At 56.9% G+C, this 26258-nt stretch carries 1 protein-coding gene; it reads right to left on the bottom strand.

Going from position 1 to position 26258, the window contains the following annotated elements; genetic code table 11:
* Positions 1-363: 363 nt before the first annotated feature.
* Positions 364-26124: a hypothetical protein gene (locus J4E05_RS12370; protein ID WP_349595971.1), complete on the bottom strand. Its 25761-nt coding sequence runs from the start codon at positions 26122-26124 to the stop codon at positions 364-366.
* Between the last annotated feature and the right edge of the window lie 134 nt (positions 26125-26258).

Raw genomic sequence — 26258 nt, 5'->3', positions numbered from 1 at the left:
TCGATTATTTGAATTTGCCGGGCGAAGCACCAAAACGGTGACTTCACACTATTGATTATGCTTCATCCCTTTCAAACGGCCCCTGTAGGAAAAGACAGCCTGAAAGACGTGCGATGGAAAACCCAAAGGTTCATTTGGAATTACCCTAACAGAACCCCAAAGCTAAAAACGGGAAGTTTGCGACGTTTCGTCTGTAAGTTTGCGCATATCGATCAAATACACGTGTGAGTAAGGAAAGGGGGGGACAGTACAGACCGGGACAGGTCAGCATTACAAACATGGCCCGACGCACCCCAACCAAACCACAAAACCCGCAAATGCCGGGCATTTGCGGGTTTGTTTTAGCAACCGGTTTATTACGGCCTAGCCGTGGAAATTAAAATCATCGGCCTTAAGATTATGGTCAATGCCCATCAACGTAATCGATGCGTCATGGCCCAGGTCAATCACCAGGTTTTGCCCACTGGCATCAAGGTGCATATCGGCTTCGATCTGGTTAAAGTTGTTATAGTTCCACTCGCTTAGATCAATGATGTCTTCGCCTTCGGTGAAATCGGTAATCACATCATGGCCGGTCACATCACCCGCCACAAACTGATCCCAGCCCGCACCGCCCGACAGCGTATCATCGCCCAAACCACCATAAAGCGTGTCGTTGCCTGCTCCACCGCTCAGAACATCGTCCCCGGCATTCGACCAGATCACATCATTGCCATTGCCACCATTAATCGTGACATCGCCGTAACTTTCATTCTGGCTGGTCAGATCAACAATATCGTCCCCGTCACCGGCATCAATCACTTCAATCCCGGAAATACGCGGTGATGTGCCCGGATCACTTGTCGTATCATCCAGGAACAGAACATCATTGCCATCAGTCATTTGCAGGGTATCGTGCCCGTCGCCACCTTCGAAAATGTCGTTGGACTGGTTGTAGCCATCCAGATTGACCATATCGCCGGTGCCGCTGTCACCACCATCGCCGTGACCATAGCCATTGCCATGATGGAAGAAATGCCCCCAACCGCCGGTGTTGTTGTGGCTGTCAGCACCCGGTGCCCCGTCATTATGGGCATACCACTGATTGTTCCACTGACCATCGGCGTTATATTGCAGCACATCATCGCCCGCACCACCATCCAGCACATCCTGGCCGGAACCACCCGAAAGCAGGTCATTACCGCTGCCCCCATGCAGGGTGTCGTTACCATCCCCGCCGATCAACACATCGTCCCCGGCATTGGACCACAAAATATCGTCGCCCGTGCCACCATCAATCGTGACATCGCCGTAGCTGTTGGTTGAACTGGTCAGATCAACAATATCGTTACCGTTCCCGGCATCAATCACCTCGACCCCGGAAATGCGTGGCGTTGTCCCCGGTGCTGAAAGGTCGTCATGCAGGATCAGGGCATCATTACCCGAAGACATCACCAGCGTGTCATGGCCTTCGCCACCGTTAAAAATGTCGTTCGACTGGTGATAGCCGTTCAGATTGACCTGAACGTTGCTGCCATCGGCGCCCGGATCGCCCATGTCGCGCACGGCATTGGCCGAAGACCAGTTGGCATCATCGTGATATTGCAACACGTCATTACCGGCACCGCCATCAAGCTGGTCCTGCCCGGCACCACCCCACAGGGTGTCATTGCCGTCACCGCCCGCAAGGTAGTCATTGCCGTTACCGCCCCACAAAGTATCGTTTCCGGCACCGCCCAGCAGGTCATCATTGCCCGCCCCGCCCGATAGCAAATCATCACCATTAAGGCCCGAAAGCAGGTTCGCCCCGTCATCGCCAAACAGGGCATCAGCAAAGTTTGACCCAATCAAATCCTCGATCGAATTAAGGAAGTCCTGACCTGCCCCGCCCGATGCCGTATGCACCGAAAGATCAGCAGCCACTGCCGCACCTGCATTGGCATAGCTTGCGGTATCACGGCCCGACCCGCCATCAAGGCTGTCATTCCCCGCACCACCGCTTAGCGTATCATTGCCATTACCGCCCCACAGGCGGTCATTACCATCACCGCCATCAAGAACATCGTTACCGTTATCACCGTTCAGGCTGTCATCACCGCTTTGACCATACAGGGTGTCGTTACCATCCTGGCCCCACAGGCGGTCATTGTTGGCACCGCCATCGATCACGTCATTGCCGGTGCCGCCATAAAGCGAGTCATCGCCATTTTCGCCAAACAGGGTATCGTTGCCGTCGTCACCCCAGATACGGTCATTATTATCCTGACCGTTCAGAACGTCGTGGCCGGTACCCCCCTTGATCGAATCATCGCCCGAACCGCCAAGAATGGTGTCGTTACCATCCTCGCCAAACAGACGATCCTGGCCCTGGCCACCATCAAGCGTGTCATCGCCGGTGCCACCCAGCAGGCTGTCATCGCCATCATTGCCCAGCAGCACATCATTGCCATCACCCCCTTCAAGGCGATCCTGGCCGCTACCGCCTTCAAGACGGTCATTGCCCTGATCACCATAAAGGCGGTCGTCACCGTCATCGCCGTAAAGGGTGTCGTTACCATCCATACCGCGCAGGGTATCCTGCCCGCCAAGGCCCATGACCGTGTCATCGCCAGCAAGGGCGGCGATGGAATCATTGTTGCTGGTGCCATACAGCACGTCGCGATATTCGGTTGGGCCGCTGCTGCCGGTCACACCGACAAAGGAATCAGCACTCAGGTTTTCAAGGCGGACATCTTCAAGTGTCAACGTGCCTTCGCCATTCAGGAAAATGACAACATCATTGCCAACCTGCGACATGTGGCTGGCAAGGTCCGACCAGTCGGTAATGCCCATCGCCACGAGCGAGATTTTGTCCTGTCCGATGGCAAAATCGGTGACAACCTTGTTCCCGGCATTGTTGGAAACAACAATGGTGTCGTCGCCAGCTCCACCGGTAAAGGTGTCGTTGCCTGCACCACCGTCCAGCGTGTCATTGCCATCGCCTCCCAGCAGGTAATCATTTCCGGCATCGCCGCTCAGGGTGTCGTTACCATCGCCACCCCACAGGGTATCGTCGCCATTCCCGCCTGAAAGGGTGTCATCCCCGCCACCATTGTTCCAGTCACCGGCCAAAAGGTCGTTACCATCACCACCGGTGATAATGTCGTTGCCGGCACCGCCTTCAATGGTGTCGTTGCCGCTATCGCCCGACAGGGTATCGTTGCCTGCACCGCCAAAGATCAAATCTTCGTTGTCGCCACCCGAAACCACGTCATTGCCGTCGCCTGCTTCAATCCAGTCATTGCCGCCAGAACCAAAAATGGTGTCGGTTTCGGCCCCGCCAATCAAATGGTCGTCGCCGTCCTTGCCATCAATGTAATCCTGCCCGCCTTCACCGTCGATTACGTCGTCGCCAGCCCCGCCAAACAGGGAATCGTTGCCATCACCACCGGAAATAACATCTTCGCCGTCTTCACCATCGATCCAGTCATCGCCTGAACCGCCATCCAGCACGTCATCCTGATTGCCACCCAGAATGGTGTCATCACCCGACCCGCCGGAAATCTGGTCATTGCCGTCATTGCCGATCAGGGTGTCATCACCGGCACCGCCTTCAACAACGTCGTCCCCGGCCAGTGCATCAATATAATCGCCCGCGGTTGTGCCCGACAAAACGTCGTCATACGGCGTGGCCCCGACAAAGCCGTCAACATCTTCAAATGTATCGGCACCAATATCGCGCAAATGCACGCCCTTAAGGGTCAGCGAGCCATTTTCACCCAGATCAATTACCAGGTTGCCATTAACCTCGGACAGGCGCGGGGCCAGATCGGACCACTCGGTAATGCCAACCCCGGCCAGCGACACCTTGTCTTCGCTGGTATTAAAATCGGTTACCAGCTTATGACCTTCTGTGCTGGTCACAATCACATGGTCAGCCCCGGAACCGGTCTGAATCGTGTCATCGCCAGAACCGCCATCAATGCTGTCATTGCCGCCGCCGCCATTTAGAATATCGCGTCCGGCATCGCCATAGAGGGTATCGTCACCCAGTTCGCCATACAAAACGTCATTGCCTGCGCCGCCATGAACGATATCGTCGCCATTGCCCACCCATATGGTGTCATTGCCAAGGCCGCCATCGATGGTATCGGTGCTGACATCGGCCTCGATATTATCAAACACATCGTTGCCATCGCCCAGATCAACCACATTGTCCTGGCTGTTGCCGTAAATGTAATCGTCATGGGCCGAGGCAATAACCCGTTCAATGCCCGACAAAACATCGCCTGCAGCATCGCCCGTCAGCCCTTCATTCGCTGCCCACGGGTTGCGGGCATTGCCATCCGTGCCGCCAAGATAGGCTTCCACACCCTGGGTGGAATGGCTGTAATCAACCGTATCAATACCGTCGCCACCCATCAGGGTGTCGGCACCGGCACTGCCCATCAGGGTATCATCGCCCGCCCCGGAATCGACCACATCATTGCCAGCGCCATCATGGGTTATGTCATTGCCGTCGCCACCCAAAATGGTGTCGTTGCCCGCATTGGTCCACAAAACATCATTGCCACTGCCGCCATCGACCACAACATCGCCATAACCATATTGCGAACTGGTCAGATCAACCACATCGTCGCCCGCCCCGGCATTGATCACTTCAATGCCCGAAATACCGGCTTGTGCCGTGCCATCGGCATGGTCCGCATCAAGGATAATGGCATCGTTGCCATCTGTACCGGCCAGGGTATCAACGCCATCGCCGCCGGCAAATACATCGTCCGACAGTTCCTTGCCATCCAGCGACACGCCAATGCCGGTACCATCTATATCAGGGCTTCCGGCATGGTCGGTATCATCATGGGCCGTCCCGGTATGGTCACCGGCAAACTGCAACACATCATCGCCCGCGCCGCCAATCAGCGTATCGGTGCCGGTGCCACCTGCAAGGGTGTCGTTACCACCGCCCCCATCAAGCACATCGTTACCGCTATTGCCCAGTAAGGTGTCATCCCCGGCCCCGGCCGCAACACTGTCATCACCGCCAAGGGCATCGATCACGTCATTGCCATCGGTTCCGCTCAGAGTATCGTCAAACGCACTGGCGACATTTTCGATGCCGTTAAACTGATCCGGCCCCAGTTGCGATGCCGAAATACCTTCAAACGTAATCGTTCCGCCCTGCGGCAATGAAATCACCGCATTGCCGTTCACATCGTCAGCAATCATGCCTTTAAGTTCGGACCAGCTACCAATGTTAAGGTCCGGCAGGGAAACGTGGTCTTCGGTCAGGCTAAATCCGCGTACCACATCGTGGTCGCTGCCATTGGCAAAAATCAGGGTATCAGCCCCGGCCCCGCCATCGACAATATCATCACCGGCACCCGCGATCAGGGTATCAGCCCCTTCGCCACCCAACAGCAGATCATTGCCATCGCCACCGTCAATCACATCATCGCCTGCTCCGCCCAGCAGCGTATCGGCACCTTCCCCGCCCGAAAGCAGGTCGTTCCCGTCGCCACCGCCCAGAACGTCGTCGCCGCTTCCACCAAGCAAGGTATCAGCACCATCGCCACCGTCTAGCTGGTCATTTCCGGCACCGCCATCAAGGGTATCATTGCCAGCATCACCTGACAGGCTGTCAGCACCATCGCCACCTTTAAGGGTGTCGTTTCCGGCACCGCCCAAAAGCGTATCGGCCCCGTCGCCGCCCGACAGGGTGTCGTTACCTGCCCCGCCATCAAGCAGGTTATCGCCCGCATTGCCGGTCAAAACGTCATCTTTTGATGAACCGATCACATCCTCGATCGAGGACAGCCGGTCGGTTTCGCCGGCCCCTACCTGGGCCGAGCCCGAGGCGAGGTTAACCGTTACGCCACTGCCAGATGTGCTGTAATCAGCGGTATCGCGCCCTTCGCCACCGATCAGCGTGTCGTTGCCTGCACCACCCGAAAGGGTGTCATCACCCGCACCGCCGTTCAGAACATTGGCCGATGCGTTACCGTTAATCGTATCGTTAAAGTCCGAACCGACAACATTTTCAACATATTGCAACACATCGTTGCCCGCACCACCGGTGGCGGTATTGGCCGACAAGTCAACATTTACACCCGAAATGGCATCATCAAACAGCACGGTATCAACATCACCGCCGCCATAAATGGTGTCATCCCCCAAGCCACCGCGCAGGGTGTCGGCACCCACGCCGCCAATCAGGTAATCATTGCCCGATGCGCCATCCAGCATGTCGTTGCCAGACCCGCCATCCAGCGTATCGTTCCCGGCACCACCATACAGATTGTCAAAACCATTGCCGCCCAGAAGGGTATCGTTACCGGCATTGGCCCACAGGGTGTCGTTGCCATTACCGCCATCAATAACGACATCGCCATAGGTCAAATGGTCGCTGGTCAAATCGACCACGTCATTACCATTACCTGCGGCGATGGTTTCAATACCATCAATCTGCGCGCCTGCCGGTGCCTCGGTTACCGCATCAAAGCGAATGGACCGCAGGAAATAATCGCTGCTGTCGCTGCCCTGTGCGCCATTGCCATAAGGTTCGGCCGCAAAGGACAGGTAACGGAAGGAAACCGGGTTACCGCTGGCATCCAGCACGGAAATTTCGGCTGTGCCAACATCGCCGCTGGTGTAATCGATGGTATCCGCGTTCAAATCGCCCGTCGCAACAAGGTTGCCATCGGCATCAAATGCCTGCCAACTGCCGGTTTCCCCACCGGATTCCCCTTTAAGCATGTTGGAAACCTGAATCGTCGCACGGACAGAATCCGCGCCCAGATCAACAACGATGCTTTCGCTTTGTCCGGTTTGGCCGTTATGGTTGATCTGGCTGCTCGCCGGGCTGCCACCATTATTGCCAATGCCGTTGCCATCATAGGAAATGGTGTCTGTCCCGGCGCCCAGGTTCAGCTTGCCGTTTTCATCGGTCACCGAAACCCCGAAATCATAGGCATAAAGCCCGGCACCGGACCATGCCGATTGCACCTGATCAGGGGTGGACTGATTGGTCAGGCCAAAGCTGCGGGTTTCGGTGGTACCTTCACCGCCCAGCCCCAGTTTACCACCATCAAGCACCAGCGCATCATTGCCGTCCGACAACTGCAGCGTATCGTTGCCATCGCCACCGATAAAGCTGTCGGCCGAAATGGCATGGTTGCCAATATCGGCGACATCACCAGTGCCACTGACACCCGGACTGCCCTCATTTTGCGTGGTTGTGCCCGCATCGGCCTGATCATCGGCATTAAATTGCAACACATCATCGCCCGCACCACCGTCGAGCTGATCAGTCCCATCGCCGCCGCCCAGCGTATCGTTGCCATCACCGCCCGCAAGGCTGTCATCACCGGCACCACCAGCAAGGCTGTCATCGCCAGCGCCACCGGCAAGGGTATCGTTACCGGCATCGCCGCCCAGGCTGTCATTGCCATCGCCACCGAAAACCGTGTCATCCCCGGTGCCGCCCGATAACGTATCATTACCGCCATCGCCCGACAGGGTATCGTCACCGGCACCACCGGCAATGGTGTCATTGCCATCCAGCCCGTCGATAACATCGTCGCCCTCGCCCCCGGCAAGGTTGTCGTCATAGGCAGTGCCACCATCGGCAACACCGACAAAATCATCTGCGCCCAACGTGCCAAGCGCAACGCCCTGAAGCGTAACTGTACCACCGGCAGGCAGGTTGATAATGGTGTTGCCATGGCCGTCATCAACCATCTGTTCGCGCAATTGCGTCCAGCTGATATAGCCGCTATCGGGCAGGGAAATGGTATCCTGACCATGGGTGAAGTCGGTTACCACATCATCATCAACACCATCGGCAAAACGGAACACATCATTGCCGGCACCACCGGTTAATGTATCGTCCCCGATGCCGCCATCAAGCAGATCATTGCCCGCACCACCGGCCAGCGAATTGTCGCCATTGCTGCCCAGCAAGGTATCGTCCGAAGCACCGCCAACCACATTTTCAAAACCGGAAACAGTATCATTACCAGTGGAACCGCTGCTGGCGGTACCTGCGGCCAGATCAACTGTAACAGCGCCAATGGCGCGGCTCATATCCAGGGTGTCGATCCCGGCATCGCCATTTAAAATGTCATCGCCTGCACCGGCATAAACCCAGTCATCGCCGGTTCCGGCATCAATGCTGTCATTGCCCGCGGCCCCATCGAGCACATCGTTACCGCTGCCGCCCAGCAAATGGTCGGCCCCGGCACCGCCGGTCACCACGTCATGCCCGGCACCACCGTCAAGGCGGTTGCCAACATCATTGCCTGTAATGAAATCACGCCCGGCACCACCGGTGACATTTTCAATACCGCTTAGGGTATCGTGCCCGGTTTGCGCCGAAACAGCTGTGCCTTCCTGCAGGTTAACCGTCGCACCCAATTGCGCCTGCGACATATCAAGCGTGTCAAACCCGCCATCGCCCGCCAGCACATCGTCACCCGCACCAGCCAGCAATGTATCGTTGCCATCACCGGCCGAAACGGTGTCATTGCCCGCACCATCGGCAATCACGTCATTTCCGGCACCGCCCGAAAGGCTGTCGTTACCGGCTCCACCGTCCAGCGTATCGTTGCCTTCGCCACCGGCAAGGCTGTCATTTCCGTCACCACCGGCAAGGGTATCATTGCCCATGCCACTATCAATAACGTCGTCGCCGGTGCCGCCATCGAGGCGGTCATTCCCGGCACCACCGGAAATATCGTCGTTCCCGGCTCCACCATGCACGACATCATTGCCATCACCGGCGACAATGGTGTCGTTGCCCTGATTGGTCCAAAGGGTATCGTCGCCGCTGCCGCCATCAACCGTGACATCGCCATAACCAAACCGGGTTGATGTTAAATCGAGAACGTCGTCGCCTGCACCGGTATTGATAACCTCAACGTCAACAATACCCGGCGTACCATTGCTGGTACTGGCATGATTATCATCAAGAATAACGGCGTCCTTGCCATTGGTCCCTTGCAGGGTATCAATGCCATCGCCGCCATCAAACACATCGTCGCTAAGCCCGGCACCATTCAGCGATGCCACATCGCCGGTCCCGGCAACGCCGGGGCTGCCAACATTGTTGGTACTGTCTGTGGTCGAGCCAGTCTGGTCAGCTTCAAAATGCAGGGTATCGTTGCCAGCACCGCCCAATACGGTATCGCGGCCTTCGCCGCCGCCCAGTGTGTCCTCGCCATCGCCGCCCGAAATCACATCGTCGCCGCTGCCGCCATCGATGGTGTCATCACCATCACCACCGCCCAGCGTATCGGCACCATCACCGCCACCAAGGCTGTCATCGCCCGCACCGCCATCAAGGCTGTCGTCTCCGGCACCACCGCCCAGCGTGTCGTTGCCATCGCCGCCGGTCAGGGTGTCGTTACCGGCACCGGCATCAATCGTGTCGTCGCCATCACCACCGCCGAGGGTATCGTCACCATCGGTGGCAACATTTTCCACACCGTCAAAGGCATCGGCATTCAAATCGGCAAGGGCTACACCGGTCAGGGTAATCGTTCCGCCCTGCGGCAGGGTAATGACGGCATCGCCATTGTCGTTCTCACCCAGATAGGGCTGCAACAAGGTCCAGCTTGAAACATTGTCATCAGGCAGGGAAATAACGTCTTCGCCAACGGTAAAGCCGTTTACCACATCATGGTCTGTGCCATCGGCAAAGACCAGCGTGTCGGCCCCGGCCCCGCCATCGATAATGTCATTGCCGGCACCGGCGTTAATCACATCATTGCCGGCACCACCCGAAAGGCTGTCGTCGCCAGCCCCACCCAAAAGCGTATCTGCCCCGTCGCCACCGCTGATCAGGTCGTTACCTGCGCCGCCGTCAAGCACATCATCCCCGGCACCACCCGTCAGGGTATCAACGCCGTCTCCACCAGAAAGCTGGTCGTCGCCTGCGCCACCATCGAGAATATCGTTCCCGTCGCCGCCCGAAAGCGTATCGGCATCATTTCCGCCTGAAAGGCTGTCATCACCGACACCACCCAGCAGGGTATCAACGCCGTCCCCGCCCGAAAGCTGATCATTGCCTGCGCCACCGTCAAGAACATCATTTCCGGCACCGCCCAACAAGGTATCATTGCCCAGACCGCCCAGCAGGCTATCATTGCCATCATTACCGGACAAAAGATCGTCGCCAGCTCCGCCATCAAGAATATCGTTGCCTGCGCCGCCATCAACCGTATCGTTTCCGGCCCCAGCAGCAACGCTGTCATTGCCTGCACCGGCATTAATAACGTTATCACCCTCCGACCCGGCGATAATGTCATCCCCGGCAGAGCCAATAACGTTTTCAAAGCCCGAAAGGGTATCTGTGCCGCTGGCATCGCCCGTCGCCGTTCCGGCGGACAAATCAACATGGGCCTGACCGGCACCGGTCATATCAAGGGTGTCGGTGCCGTCCCCGCCAATAAGCAGGTCATCACCGGCACCAGCCACAACCGTGTCATCGCCCGCACCGGCATCAATCACGTCGTTACCGGCACCGCCGTCTATCACGTCATTGCCTGCCAGCCCGGCAAGGCTGTTGGCCCCGTCATTACCGGTCAGGGTATCGTTGCCCGCAGAGCCGCTGACATTTTCAATCCCGGAAAGCTGATCCGTGCCGGTCGCCCCCGAAGATGCGATGCCCGTTGCCAGGTTTACCGTCGCCCCGTTTGCCGCCGCCATATCCAGCGTATCGGTGCCATCACCGCCCACAAGGGTATCATTGCCGGAACTGGCAACCAGCGTGTCGTTTCCGGCACCGCCGTCAACTACATCATTACCTGCACCGCCATTAAGGACGTCGTTACCCGCGCCGCCCAACAAGGTATCGTTGCCCGCATTGGCCCACAACGTATCATCGCCCGCACCACCATCAAGTGTGGTGTCGCCATAGGCATATTTGCCGCTGGTCAGATCAACAACGTCGTTGCCATCACCGGCATCAATCACTTCAATATCGCTAAGCGCCGGGGCATCGCTGCCCCCCGCATGATCGCCATCGAGAATAATGGCATCATCGCCCGATGTGCCCAGCAAGGTATCCGTGCCACTGCCGCCATCAAAACGATCATCGCTAAGACCCTTGCCATCGAGGTCGGCAATCGCGCCGGTACCCGGCATGCCGGGGCTTCCGGCATGGTCGGTCTGATTGCCCGTCTGGCCCTGTCTGTCGCCTTCAAACTGCAATACATCGTCGCCAGCCCCGCCCGAAAGGGTATCGGTGCCGGTGCCGCCGCTCAGATGGTCGTCATCGTCGCCGCCATCGAGCACATCGTCGCCGCTGCCGCCATCGATGGTGTCATTGCCACTTCCCCCGGCAACGGTATCGTTACCCGCACCCGCGCTAACCGTGTCGTTACCGCCAATGGTATCAAAGCTGTCATCGCCGTCGGTGCCCGTCAGGGTATCGTCACCCGGTGTGCCAACATTTTGCACCCCGTCAAACTGGTCGGGGCCAAGCTGGTCAACCGCAACACCCTGCAAGGTTACCGTGCCGCCTTGCGGCAGGTTAATCACAGCATCCCCGGCATCATTGCTGCCCAAAAGCGGCTGCAAATCGGTCCAGGTGGTAATGTTACTGTCGGGCAGTGAAATAACATCCTGCCCCGGGGTAAAGTCGGTCACCACATCGTGGTCGGTGCCATCGGCAAAGACAAATGTGTCGTTGCCGGAACCACCCGACACCACATCGTTGCCTGATCCGGCATCGATAATATCGTTTCCGGCCCCACCGATCAGCACATCATCGCCAGCCCCACCGGCAATCATGTCGTTACCCGCACCACCATCAATGGTGTTGGCCCCGGTATCGCCTGTTAACTGGTCGTTTGCACCCGACCCGGTAATATTTTCAAAGCCGTTAATGATGTCAGAGCCGGTCTGCTCACCGCTGGCCGTGCCCGCTGCAAGGTCAACATCAACGCCGCCTGTCGTGCCGGAAAGATCAAGCGTATCGGTGCCATCGCCGCCTTCAAGGGTATCGTTCCCCGCGTCCATTGCCACGGTATCATCGCCGCTTCCGGCAATTACATGGTCATCCCCGGCACCGGCCGAAATGGTATCGTTACCCGCACCGGTATCAATCAGGTTGGCCTCATCATTACCAATAACGGTGTCGTCACCCTCGGTCCCAATAACGTTTTCAAACCCGTCAATACTGTCGGTTCCTGTCGCATCTGATGCCGCTGTGCCATTGGCAAGGTCAATTTGCGCGCCATTGGCTCCGGCCAAATCAAGGGTATCGGTGCCAGCGCCACCCAACAAAACATCGTCGCCCGCACCGGCACGCACAACGTCATCGCCGATCCCACCATCGATCACATCATTGCCAGCACCCCCGTCGAGCACATCATTGCCATCACCGCCCGAAAGCATGTCGGCATCCGCACCGCCCGAAAGGCTGTCATCACCCGCACCACCCAGCAAGGTATCGGCACCGGCACCACCGTCGATCACGTCGTTGCCAGTTCCCCCGTCGAGCACATCATTGCCATCACCGCCCGAAAGCGTGTCGGCATCCGCACCGCCCGAAAGCGTGTCGGCATCTGCACCGCCCGAAAGGCTGTCATCACCGGCACCACCCAGCAAGGTATCGGCACCGGCGCCGCCATCGATCACATCATTGCCATCGCCACCATCAATGGTGTCGTTGCCTGCGCCACCACGAATGTTGTCATCCCCGGCACCGCCGGAAATAACATCGTTGCCATCATTGGCCCACAGGGTATCGTTGCCGTCGCCACCATCAATGGTGACATCGCCATAGCTGAATTTTTCGCTGGTCAGGTCAACAACATCATCGCCGCCACCGGCCTGAATATTTTCAATATCGACAAGTGATGGCTGGTCCGCCCCGCCATTGGCGTGGTCATGATCCAGAATAATGGCGTCATCGCCATCACCCGCCACCAGCGTATCAACGCCAGCGCCGCCCACAAAACTGTCCGATGACAGGTTTTTGCCGGAAATATCGGCTATTTCACCGGTTCCGGCACTGGTTGGGCTGCCAACATTGTCGGTCGTGTCGCTGGTATCGGCGATGCTGTCGGTTTCAAAATGCAGCACATCATTGCCAGCGCCGCCATCGATCAGATCTGCGCCCAGGCCACCGGCCAGCGTATCGTTACCATCGCGGCCAAACAGGCTGTCATCACCTGCACCGCCAACAAGAATATTATCGCCATCCGAACCGGCCAGCGTATCGTCACCGGCACCGCCGGTGACACCTTCAATATCGATCAGGCTGTCATTGCCTTGTGCGCTTTGCGCCGTACCATCGGCAAGGTCAACCGTAACCGATGTATCACGGTCGCTGTAATCGGCCATATCGGTGCCCGCACCACCGGCCAGCGTATCATTCCCGGCACCGGCTTGCAGGGTATCGTTACCTTCGCCGCCCAGAACGGTATCGTTCCCCGCCCCGCCAGCCAGCACATCATCCCCGGCACCGCCCGAAATAATATTGTCCTGTGCGTTGCCGGTTATGGTGTCGTCAAAGGCAGAACCTTCAACATTTTCAAACCCGGAAATAACATCGTTGCCCGCAGCACCACCAGCCGTGCCCGATGCAAGGTCAACATCAACCCCGCCATTCGCATCTTCATAAGACAGGGTATCGTTGCCAATGCCGCCAATCAGGGTGTCATCGCCGCCAGCACCCAAAATGGTATCGTCACCCGCTCCGCCATCCAGAATATTGACGTTTTCATCGCCAATCAAAACGTCATTGCCGTTGCCGCCGGTGGCATTTTCAATGCTATCAAGCACATCATTGCCTGCGGCACCAGTCGCCGTTCCGGCACCAAGATCAACCGTCACACCGGTATTGGTATCACCGTAATCAACCGTATCATTGCCATCGCCACCGCGCAGGGTATCATCCCCCGCACCACCAATCAGGGTGTCATCGCCAGCACCGGCATTGATCACGTCATCGCCGTTCTTACCATCGATAATATCATTGCCATCCAGCGCATTGATTTCATCATCAAGCTGGCTGCCATTCAGGATATCGTCGTTTTCCGTGCCTTCGATGGTGACATAGCCATAAAAATTGCCCGGCCCGAGGTCGTTGATATCAACACCTTCCAGCGTCAGACTTTCGCCTGGTGCCAGCGAAATAACCACATTGCCCGACGCATCGTTAAACATGCGGTCCGACAAATCTTCATAGGTTTCAATACCATAGGCCGATAGATCGATTTTATCATGTTCGGGGTCAAAATCGGTCACATTGTCGCTGCCACCGCCCGGTTTAACGACAACCATATCGTCGCCATCACCGGTGATAATCACGTCATCTGACGCCCCGCCCATCAGGGTGTCATTGCCCGATCCGCCATCCAGCGTGCTAACACCATCGCTGCCAATCAGGGTGTCGGCATAATCGGTGCCAATAACATGTTCGATATTGCGCACAATATCGTTGCCAGCGGCCCCACTGGCATACTGGTTCACCAGATCAACAACAACCGGGCCATCAACTTCGGAATAATCGGCTACGTCGTGGTTACCATCGCCACCATCAATGATGTCGTCGCCCGCATCACCATAAATCCAGTCCTGCCCGGCATTACCCTGCAACACATCGTCGCCTTCACCGCCGCGCAGGGTATCGTTACCCTCGCCGGCATCAATAGCATCGTCGCCTGATCCGCCCGAAATGGTATCATTCCCGGCACCGGCATTAATATCATCAGCACCGGAACCGGCATCAATCACATCATCGCCAGCACCCGTATCAATGGCATCATTCCCGCCGCCGGCAGCAACGGTGTTATTTGCCGCACTGCCCTTGATCACGTCGTTAAAATCCGACCCGATCACGTTTTCAATGCTGTTAAGGCTGTCGGTGCCCTGGCCTGTTGCGGTACCGTTTTCAAGGTCAATATGCGTGCCGGTTGCCGCGGATGAATAATCAACAGTGTCGTTGCCATCACCGCCCAGCAGGGTATCGTCACCTTCCCCGCCTTCAAAAATGTCATCCCCTGAAAGGCCGGTTAACACGTTGTTGCCACTATCGCCACGCAACACATCGTCAAACAGGGTACCGGTCACATTTTCGATACCATCAAGCGTATCGTCGCCATCCCCACCGATAACGGTGTTTTGCGACAAATCAGCCGAAATACCACTGCTTTCGTTGGAATAATCAGCGGTATCAACCCCGTCACCGCCGCGCAAATCATCGCGGCCCTGACCACCAACAAGGGTGTCATCGCCTGAACCACCATCCAGCGTATCGTTACCGGCGCCGCCAATCACACGGTCATCGCCCAGCCCTGCTGAGACGGTATCATCGCCGTCAAGGGCATTGATAATATCGTTGCCACTGGTGCCGGTCAGCTCATCGGCATTTTCCGTCCCCAGTTGGGCATCAACGCCCTTGAAGTTATCCACACTCAAATTCGCGGGATTAACATTTAAAAGCGTGATGCTGTCAGTGCCATTCAGGCTGATCGTCAAATTACCATTGGCATCGGTGCCAAACATCGATTTCAAGGCATCATAGCCGCCAATATTAAAGGCGGTCAGGTCGATCACGTCGCCGCTGGCCTCAAAATCGGTAATGGTGTCATTACCATCGCCGGGGTTAAACACAACCGTGTCATTCCCCGCGCCCAGCGTTAAGCGGTCATTGCCGCTGCCTGCATCGAACCAGTCATTCCCCGCACCACCAACAAAGGTGTCGCTGCCGCTACTGCCGATAAAGCTGTCGGCGGAATCTGTGCCTTCAACAATTTCAACATTGGTCAGGGTATCGGTACCGGCACCGCTGCCACTTACCGTTCCGGCTGCCATATCAACGGTGACAGAACCGTCAACATTGCGATAGGACGCAGTATCAATACCGGCCCCGCCGTCGATCTGGTCATCACCCGCGCCAGCCATAATAATATTGGCCCCGGCATCGCCGGTAATAATATCGTTTCCTGCGCCCGTGGTGATGTTTTCAATATCCACCAGGCTGTCAGTTTCGCCATTGATGGTGACAGTGCCTTGCGCCAGATCAACCACCTGGTCGCCGCCCTGTGCCGATGTATCGACGGTATCAATCCCCGCACCGCCATCAAGCGTGTCAACACCGGCACCGCCCGAAAGCGTATCATCGCCAGTACCGCCCAGCAGCACATCGTTACCAGCACCACCTGCCAGCACATCGTTGCCTGCTGCACCATTGAGAATATTGTTGCCATCATCGCCGGTCAAAACATCGTCTGACCCGGAACCGGTAATATTTTCAACATTCGTCAACGTATCGGCATCACCGCCGCTGACCTTGCCTGTCATAAGGTTGGCATTAACACCCGATGTGGCCGTGTCATAGCTAACGGTATCAATACCGTCGCCACCATCAATCACATCGGCCCCGTCACCGCCACGAATATAATCGTCGCCTGCATCGCCAAACAGGGAATCGTCACCACCACCGCCCAGAACGGTGTCATTGCCCGCTCCGGCATGCAGAATATCGGCATCGTTGCTGCCCGTCAGGGTATCGGCATAATCCGAACCAACAACTTCCTCGATCCCTGAAAAACGGTCCTGACCAATGTCGTCACCGCTGGCGATTGCCGCAGCAATGTTAACAGTCACACCGCCATTTGCTGCGCTGTAATCAAGAACATCCTGCCCTGCACCGCCAATATAAACGTCGTCGCCCGCTTCGCCGAGGAAGTGATCGTTGCCCACGCCGCCATCAAGAATATCGTTGCCCGCACCGCCAGTCAGGGTGTCGTCTCCGGCCCCGCCCGTTAGCACGTTGTTGGCACTGTTGCCGAAAATGGTATCGTTAAAGGCAGACCCGGTAACATTTTCAAACCCGGAAACGGTGTCGTTTCCGTCTGCACCGCTGGCAACACCTTGTGCCAGGTCAATGGTGACGTCTCCGGTGGCTTCGCTGTAATCGAGCGTATCGGTGCCTGCACCGCCCGCCAGAATATCATTTCCGGCACCCCCGCTAACCACGTCGTTTCCGGCACCGGCATCAATCACGTCATCGCCAGCCCCGCCCGACACCGTGTCATTGCCACCAAGGGCATTAATGATATCGTTACCGGCACCGCCGCGCATAATATTATCGACACTGCTACCCGACAAATGGTCATCAAAATTGGTGCCGGTTACATTTTCAATGCTTTCAAGGGTTTGATTGCCCAAATCACCTGTCGCGGTGCCATCGGCCAAATCAACAGTAACCGCAGCGCCAACATTGCTGAAATCAACGGTATCGGACCCGACCCCACCCTGAAGCACATCATCGCCCGCACTGCCCAGAAAAGTATCGTTGCCTGCACCGCCGACCAGAGTATTGATGGCATCATTGCCGCCAATAATATCGTCTCGGGCCGACCCGATAACATTTTCGATGTTTGTCAGGCTGTCGGTACCACTGTTTGTTACCCCGACACCAGTTGCCAGGTTAACCGAAACCGCGTTGCCCAATTCACTGGCATAGCTAACGGTATCAACCCCGTCGCCGCCATCGATCACGTCCGAGCCGCTGCCACCATCAAGCAGGTCATTTCCGGCACCACCCAGAAGGGTATCATCGCCGCCCCCGCCGGAAATTGTGTCATTCCCGGCAAGACCACTTAGCGTATTGGCAAGACTGCTGCCGACAATGATGTCACCATATTGAGAACCACTGGCATTCTCAATGGAATCAAGGCGATCGCTCCCCATGCCGATGGCTGAGCCCTGCGCCAGATTAATGGTCATCGCACCGTTGGCATTGCCATAACTGACGGTATCAATACCGGAATCACCGCGCAGGGTGTCGTTACCTTCACTGCCAATAAAACTGTCGTCACCCGCTCCGCCAATCAGAACGTTGTCAACACTGCTACCCGCCAGAGTGTCGGCAAACTGGCTGCCATTTATATTTTCAATATCGACCAGGCTGTCATTACCTGCCGCACCGGTGGCAGTCAGATGTTCCAGATCAACATTTACCGCACCACTGGCTGTACTATAATCCGCAGTATCGGTGCCACTGCCGCCAAACAGGGTATCATCGCCAAGGCCACCGGCCAGGGTATCGCTTCCAATACCCCCATCCAGAATATTATTGGCGCCATCGCCACGTAAAATGTCATTGCCCGATCCACCAACGACATTTTCAATATTGGCAAGGGTATCGCTACCGGTTGCTCCGGTGGCTGTCCCTTCACTTAAATCAACGTTAACGGTACCTGTGGCATCATCAAAATGAACGGTATCTGTTCCTGCACCACCATCGATATAATCACTTCCCATGCCGCCGGTCAGTTGGTCATTACCATCCCCGCCCAGCAAATAATCATTACCATCCAGACCAATAATGGTGTCGTTGCCTTCCAGCCCCGACATGGTGTCGTCCGCTGACGTGCCGATCAGAATATCGTCGCCCGATGTCCCTGTAATATCGTGAATGCCAACAAAATTGGCGGCCGAAATATCGTCCAGACCAACACCCTGCAAGGTCATGCTGGTACCATCACCCAGGTCAACCACCAGGTTGCCATTGGCATCGACCGTCATATTTTCGCGCAAGCGGCCATAGGTATCGATATCAAGTTCGCCAACATCAATGCGATCAGTCGCAACGTTAAAGTCGGTAACCAGATCATGGCCGTCACCGGCAGCAACCTTGTAAAGGTCGGCACCTTCACCGCCCGACAGGGTATCGTCGCCCGCGCCACCACGCAGGGTATCATTGCCCGCACCACCGGAAATCCGGTTAACCCCGTCATCCCCGGCTAGAATATCGTCGCCGTCAGACCCGGTAATATTTTCAATACCGTCAAGCCGGTCGTTGCCTGCTGCGCCGGTGGCCGTTCCCTGCGATAAATCAACAGTAACGCCGTTGGTTCCGGCATCGGCATAACTGACGGTATCGTTGCCCTCACCGCCCGAAATCGTATCGTCACCCAACCCGCCAACCAGGGTATCGTCGCCGTCGAGACCGGATAATACGTCGTTCCCGGCACCGCCTTGCAAAATATTGGCCTGCCCGTCGCCCGACAGCACATCGTCAAAATCCGAACCGGTCAGATTTTCAATATTGGCAAGGGTATCGCTACCATCAATGCCTGTTGCCTGCCCTGTGGTCAGATCCGCATTGACGCCCCCCGTGGCATCATCAAAGGCAACAGTATCATTTCCGGCACCGCCATCAATGGTGTCATCACCTGAACCGCCGCGCAGCAAATCATCGCCATCGCCACCGGTAATAATGTCATCTCCGGCCCCGCCGGAAATCAGGTCATTATCAGCCCCGCCATCAAGAATGTCGTTACCGGTCCCACCATCAAGGCTGTCGGCCCCGGCACCGCCGGAAAGAACGTCATCACCGCCCGCGCCTGCCAGCACATCATTGCCGCCATTGCCGCTCAGGCTGTTATCGGCCGCATCGCCGATAAGTGTATCGGCAAAGCCGGATCCGTTAATATCTTCAATCGATGTCAGTTGGTCGGTTTCACCACCGGATTGTGTTGCGATACCATTTTCAAGGTCAACAACCACGCCCCGAGTGTCGGCATAATCGGCCATATCCCGGCCAGCACCACCATCAAGGCTGTCATCCCCGGCACCGCCAATCAGCGTGTCATTACCTGCCCCGGCCAAAATAACGTCATCGCCGCCACCGCCTGAAATCACATCATCGCCCGCCAGGCCGTCAATCATTTCGGCAAAATCGGTCCCGGTGATCCGGTCAGCATTTTCGGTGGCGCCCAACGAGGATATATCGTTAAAATTCGCCGCCGTCAGGGCGTCGGGCGAAACCCCCGTCAGGGTCAGTTCCTGGCCGTTAAGACGAATAACGGCATCACCCGCATCGTTGCTGCCAATGGCAAGGCGCAAGGCTTCCCAATTGGGAACATCAAAGCCCGACAGGTCAATAAAGTCGGCTGCCGGGTCAAAATCGGTGATAGTATCGTTGCCCTGATCGGCCCCGAAGACAAACTGGTCAGCCCCCGCGCCACCGGTTAAAACGTCATTGCCCGCACCGCCATTTAAAATATCGTCGCCTGCGCCACCCAAAAGGGTGTCAGTGCCGCCGCCGCCCGACAGCACATCATTACCCGCCCCGCCTGACAGAGTATTGGAACTATCATTCCCAAGAAGGGTATCATCACCCACACCACCGGTAACGTTTTCAATGCCTTGCAAAATATCACTGCCAGCGGCGCCTTCAGCAGTACCCGCGGCCAGATCAACCGTTACCGCCCCGTCAGCATCACTGTAATCGGCAGTGTCATTACCCGCGCCACCTCGCAGCAGGTCATCGCCCGCGCCACCATGCAGGATGTCATTGCCGCCGTTACCCGACAAAGTATTGTCACCGGCATCGCCCGCCAAGACATCGTTAAAATTCGATCCTTCAAGATTTTCGATGCCATTCAGGCTGTCATTACCCGCGGCACCTGTGGCTGTACCCTGGCTCAGATCGGCATTCACACCACCGGTCGCATCGCCATAACTTGCGGTGTCGGTGCCTTCGCCGCCTTCAAGCACATCATTTCCGGCACCACCGGAAAGAGTATCATCGCCGTCCCCGGCAGTAAGGGTATCCTCGCCTGCGCCCCCCAAAAGCACGTCATTACCACTGCCACCATCAAGAAGATCAGCACCCTCTCCGCCCGATACAATGTCATTGCCATCACCGCCGGTGATCGTATCGTTTCCGGCGTTACCGCTTAAATTATCGGCACCGGCACCACCGTCAATCAGGTCGTTACCATCGCCACCCGAAACAATATCGTTGCCGTCCCCGCCATCAATTGTGTCATTGCCGCCAAACCCGTCAATGGTGTCGTTCCCGGCCAGGCCATCAATCACATCACTGCGATTGGTTCCTTGCAATATATCGGCATCAGGCGTGCCTTCCAGCGACCGTACACCGGCAAAATTCCGGTAGGTAAGGTCATCCGGACTTACATTTTCCAGCGTAATAACACTATCGCCAACAGTAATGGTGGCAAAACCCTGGGCGTTTTCACCAATCAGCGGGGCCACATCGGCAAACAGTTCCAGCCCGTCAATGCCCTGAATATCAAGGATGTCACTGGTCGGGTCAAAATCGGTAATCAGGTCGTTACCGCTGGCGCTGGAAACCACAAAGCTGTCTGCCCCGGCACCGCCCGACAACACATCATCGCCTGCCCCGCCATCAATCGTGTCATTCCCGGCACCGGCACGGATGGTGTCGGCGGCATCGCTACCCGTCAGGGTATCGGCACCCGCCGAACCTTCATATTGCTCGAACCCGGAAAAGCTGGTGGTGGAATCGCCAATGGTGGCCGTGCCGCTACCGATATCAAGGGTGACACCGCCAGTGCTATCGCCAAAGGACAGGGTATCGGTGCCGCTGCCACCTTCAAGCACGTCCGCCCCGGTGCTGGCGAAAACGGTATCGTTACCCGCACCGGCATCGATATTGTTATCACTGCCGTTGCCATGGATAATGTCGTTGCCGTCACCAGCAATAACATTTTCCACCGATTGCAACGTGTCGTTGCCTTCGCCGGTCGCCGTGCCATTTGCCAGGTTAATCGACAAGTCAGCGTTGCTAGCCGAATAATCTGCAGTATCGGAGCCGGAACCACCAATCAGCGTATCATCACCTCCGGCCCCCACCAGCACATCGTTACCGGCACCACCATTTAGAATATTCGCGCCATTATCGCCCGAAATATGGTCATCCCCGGCCGAACCGGTAACATTTTCAATGTTTGAAAGGGTCTGGCTACCTGATGCAAGGTCGGCATGGCCTGCGGCAAGGTCAACCTGAACAGCACCGTCATTTGCGTAGCTAACGGTATCGCTGCCATCGCCACCGTCAAGGATATCATCGCCACCCCCGCCAGCCAATGTATCGTCACCAGCACCGGTTTGCAGGTGGTTATTGGCGGCATCGCCCTTTACAACATCGTTGCCACTGCCAGTAAGGATGTTTTCAACGCTGCTAACACTGTCAATTTCATCGGTCGATGTGTCGGTGGCAATGCCATTGGCAAGGTCAACATTCTGTGCTGTGTCGCGCGCTCTTAAATCAAGGGTATCGGTGCCGCTGCCACCAATATAGGTGTCATTTCCTGCTTCACCGACAAAACTGTCATCCCCTGCACCGCCATCCAGCACATCATTGCCACCGCCGCCGGTGATCACGTCATTGCCAGCACCGCCCTCAAGCCGGTTTACCCTGCCATCGCCATTCAAGGTGTCGTTATAATCTGATCCGATAACGTTTTCGATCCGGTCCAGAACATCATTGCCCGCAGCACCGGTAGCCGTTCCTGCCGCCAGATCAACATTTACACTGCCGGCAGCATCCGAATAGTCAACGGTATCAACGCCTTCCTCGCCGCGCAGGGTATCATCCCCCGCGCCACCATTTAAAACATCGTTACCATCACCGCCCGACAGAACGTCATTACCCGCGCCACCCCGCAGGGTATCGTCGCCGTCAAACCCGTAAATGGCATCATCGCCACTTGTACCGGCAACCGAATCATCGGCATCATCGGCAAAAATGCGGCCAAAACCACGGAAATTATCCTGCGTTAACGACGACGCATCGACATTTTCCAATGTCAACGATCCGTCATCCCCAAAATCAATAATGGTATTGCCGTTGCCATCATCGCTCATCATACTCTGAAGAGTGGCAAAATCAGACACAGCCAGGCGCGACAAATCAATAATATCGGCACCGGTTTCAAAATCGGTAACGATATCGTTGCCAAAACCTTCGGTCAGTTGAATATCGTCAACACCCGCCCCGCCGGTCAGGGTGTCATCGCCAGCGCCGCCTGTCAGGGTGTCAATGCCATCACCGCCCGACAAAACGTTATTGCCGTCATCACCGGTCAAATGATCGTCAAAGGATGACCCTTCAACATTTTCAACCATCTGAACAATGTCATTCCCGGCACCACCCGTCGCGGTTTCATTGGCAAGGTCAACCCGCACACCCCCAATGGCATCGCCATAATCGGCGGTATCCGTGCCTTCACCACCCTGCAACTGGTCATCACCCAGGCCACCGCGCAAATAATCGTCACCAGCGCCGCCCTGCACAACGTCATTGCCATCGCCGCCAATCAGGCTGTCATTGCCCGAACCGCCTTGCACAATGTCATTGCCCGTGCCGCCATCCAGCAAATCATCGCCGTCCCCCCCCTGCAACACGTCATCACCGGCATCACCGGTCAGGGAATCATTTCCAGCACCGCCTTGCAAAATGTCGGCGCCATTGCCGCCATCAAGCACGTCATCGCCGTCGCCCCCCTGCAAGGTATCATTGCCATCAGCCCCGGCCAGCGTATCGGCCCCGGCACTGCCATGCACAATGTCACGACCAGGCGTTGGAACATTATCACTCGGCGTGGTGCCGTCAGTTCCATTGTCGCCGTCGCTGCCATCTTCGCCGGTTTCATCGGTTTCACTGGCATCACTGTCACCACCTGTCGTGTCATCCCCCGATGACCCGCTGGTGTCGTCGCTGCCGTTACTACCCAACGCGTCACCATCGCCATTCGTCACACCATCGGTGCCACCGTCTGTCGATCCGTCGCCGGTTGCTGCCTCGCCAGATGTATCCCCCGATCCATCGGTTGAACCGGCATCACCGGAGCCTGTGTTGTCACCGGATCCATCATTCGCATCCGTATCCGTGCCAGTATCAGCGTTGCCGTTACCGGTTTCACCCTTACTGGTATCGCCACCCGTCGTGTCATCCCCTGATGACCCGCTGGTGTCGTTGCTGCCGTTACTACCCGACGTGTCACCATCGCCATTCGTCGAACCATCGGTGCCACCGTCTGTCGATCCGTTGCCGGTTGCTGCCTCGCCAGATGTATCCCCCGAGCCATCGGTTGAACCGGCATCACCGGAGCCTGTGTTGTCACCGGATCCGTCATTCCCATCCGTATCCGTGCCAGTATCAGCGTTGCCGTTACCGGTTTCACCCGCGCTGTTATCGCCACCTGTCGCGTCATCCCCCGATGACCCGCTGGTGTCGTTGCTGCCGTTCCCCCCCGCCGTGTCACCATCGCCATTCGTCGCACCATCGGTGCCACCGTCTGTCGATCCGTCGCCGGTTGATGCCTCGCCAGATGTATCCCCCGAGCCATCTGTTGAACCTACGTCAGCGGAACCGTCATTCTCCCCGGACCCGCCATTCGTATTCGGGCCAGAGCCAGCACCGGTGTCGCCGTTGCCGGTTTCACCCGCACTGTTATCGCCACCTGTCGTGTCATCCCCTGATGACCCGCTGGTGTCGTTGCTGCCGTTACCGCCCGCCGTGTCACCATCACCATTCGAGGCACCATCGATGCCATCGTCTGTCGATCCGTCGCCGGTTGGAGTCTCGCCAGATGTATCCCCCGAGCCATCGGTTGAACCGGCATCACCGGAGCCTGTGTTGACACCGGATCCGTCATTCCCATCCGTACCCGTGCCAGCACCGGTGTCGCCGTTGCCGGTCTCACCTGTACTGTTATCGCCACCTGTCGTGTCATCCCCCGATGACCCGCTGGTGTCGTTGCTGCCGTTATCCCCCGCCGTGTCACCATCGCCATTCGTCGCACCATCGGTGCCATCGTCTGTCGATCCATCGCCGGTTGCTGCCTCGCCAGATGTATCCCCCGAGCCATCTGTTGAACCGGCATCACCGGAACCTGTGTTGGCACCGGATCCGTCATTCGCATCCGTGCCCGTGCCAGCATCGGTGTCGTTGCTGCCGTTATCTCCCGCCGTTTCACCACCGCCATTTGTGGCACCATCGGTGCCACCGTCTGTCGATCCGTCGCCGGTTGCTGCCTCGCCAGATGTATCCCCCGAGCCATCTGTTGAACCGGTATCACCGGAACCTGTGTTGTCACCGGATCCGTCATTCGTATCTGGGCCCGTGCCAGCATCGGTGTCGCCGTTACCAGTTTCACCTGTACTGGTATCGCCACCCGTCGTGTCATTCCCCGATGACCCGACGGTGTCGTTGCTACCGTCACCCCTGACCGGTTCGCCATCCGTTGCACCATTGGTGCTTTCGTTGGCAGATCCGCTATCGGTTTCGCTGTTGCCCGACGTATCAGCCGGTTCATCCGCCGGAGTTACATCGGTATTATTGGTAATTTCGCCCTGACCGGAACGCACATCCACCACAACGCCGCCCTCGGCATCGCTGTAATCAATGGTATTGTTGCCGTCGCCGCCGATGATCTGATCGTTGCCACCGCCTGGGGAAAATGTATCGTCCCCGCCTGCGCCATACAGGATGTTGTCGCTGGCGTCGCCGCGCAGCGTATCGTTGCCATTTGATCCGGCAACATTGTCGATATTGGAAAAAGAAACCGTATCGCGGCCATTGGAACTGCTGGCAGTACTTGCACCCAGATCAACATCAACACCGTCAAGCTGGCCCCAATAGGACAGGCTGTCATTGCCATCGCCACCGTCGACAACATCATTGCCGCCTCCACCGCTGATCGCATCATCGCCCGATGTTCCGGCGATCACGTCATCATCGGCACTGCCTTCGATGTAATTGAGGGATGAAAGATCAGGCAGGGTAATCGTGCTGCCATCGGCCAGACCGACGGTGTCACCAGCATCAACAATCGACACGGCTTGCAGGTCGGCAAGTGTCAGGTTTTGCAACACCAGCAGATCGCCATTATCGAATGTAATAATGACATTTCCGGCGTCTTCATGGGCAAGGCTGATCAGATCCTGAACTGTTTTAACGCCCGTCCCCCCGAGCGACAGGGAATCTTGCGACGGGTCAAAATCGCTAATCGTGGTTTGCCCGAAACCCTGCTGCAAAACAAAAAGGTCGCGGCCATGCCCGCCTGTCAAATGGTCGTTGCCTTCACCGGCCACCAGCGTATCGTTGCCCGCCCCGCCATCAAGGCTAAGCGTTGAGCCATCGGCAATCAGCACATCGTTATAGGCGCTGCCAATAACATTCTGAATGTTGGTAAAAACCTGGGTCGCAATTGATTGCGGCACCTGTGCAGGAGACGCCCCGGCATTTCTGGAATCCACTGTGGCGCCATCACCCGCTGCGGAACCATTTTCCGTGCGTGTATCAAGCACATCTTCCAAGCTGGGGTCGGTAAAACCCGTGCCATCATCCTGATTGGCTGCCGCTGTCAATTTCGTAACTCCCTACATGGGACCACCCGGCACCCCTGCCGGAAAAAAGTCACAACTTCCCATATACGACAGTATATTTCAGCGACCCGCCAGCGGCAACAGCAGAAACGCCCGAAAACCATATGTTTCGGCCT

The organism is Thalassospira sp. NFXS8 (assembly GCF_040148805.1).
Taxonomy (GTDB): domain Bacteria; phylum Pseudomonadota; class Alphaproteobacteria; order Rhodospirillales; family Thalassospiraceae; genus Thalassospira.
This window is presented reverse-complemented; position numbering and strand designations above follow the sequence as displayed.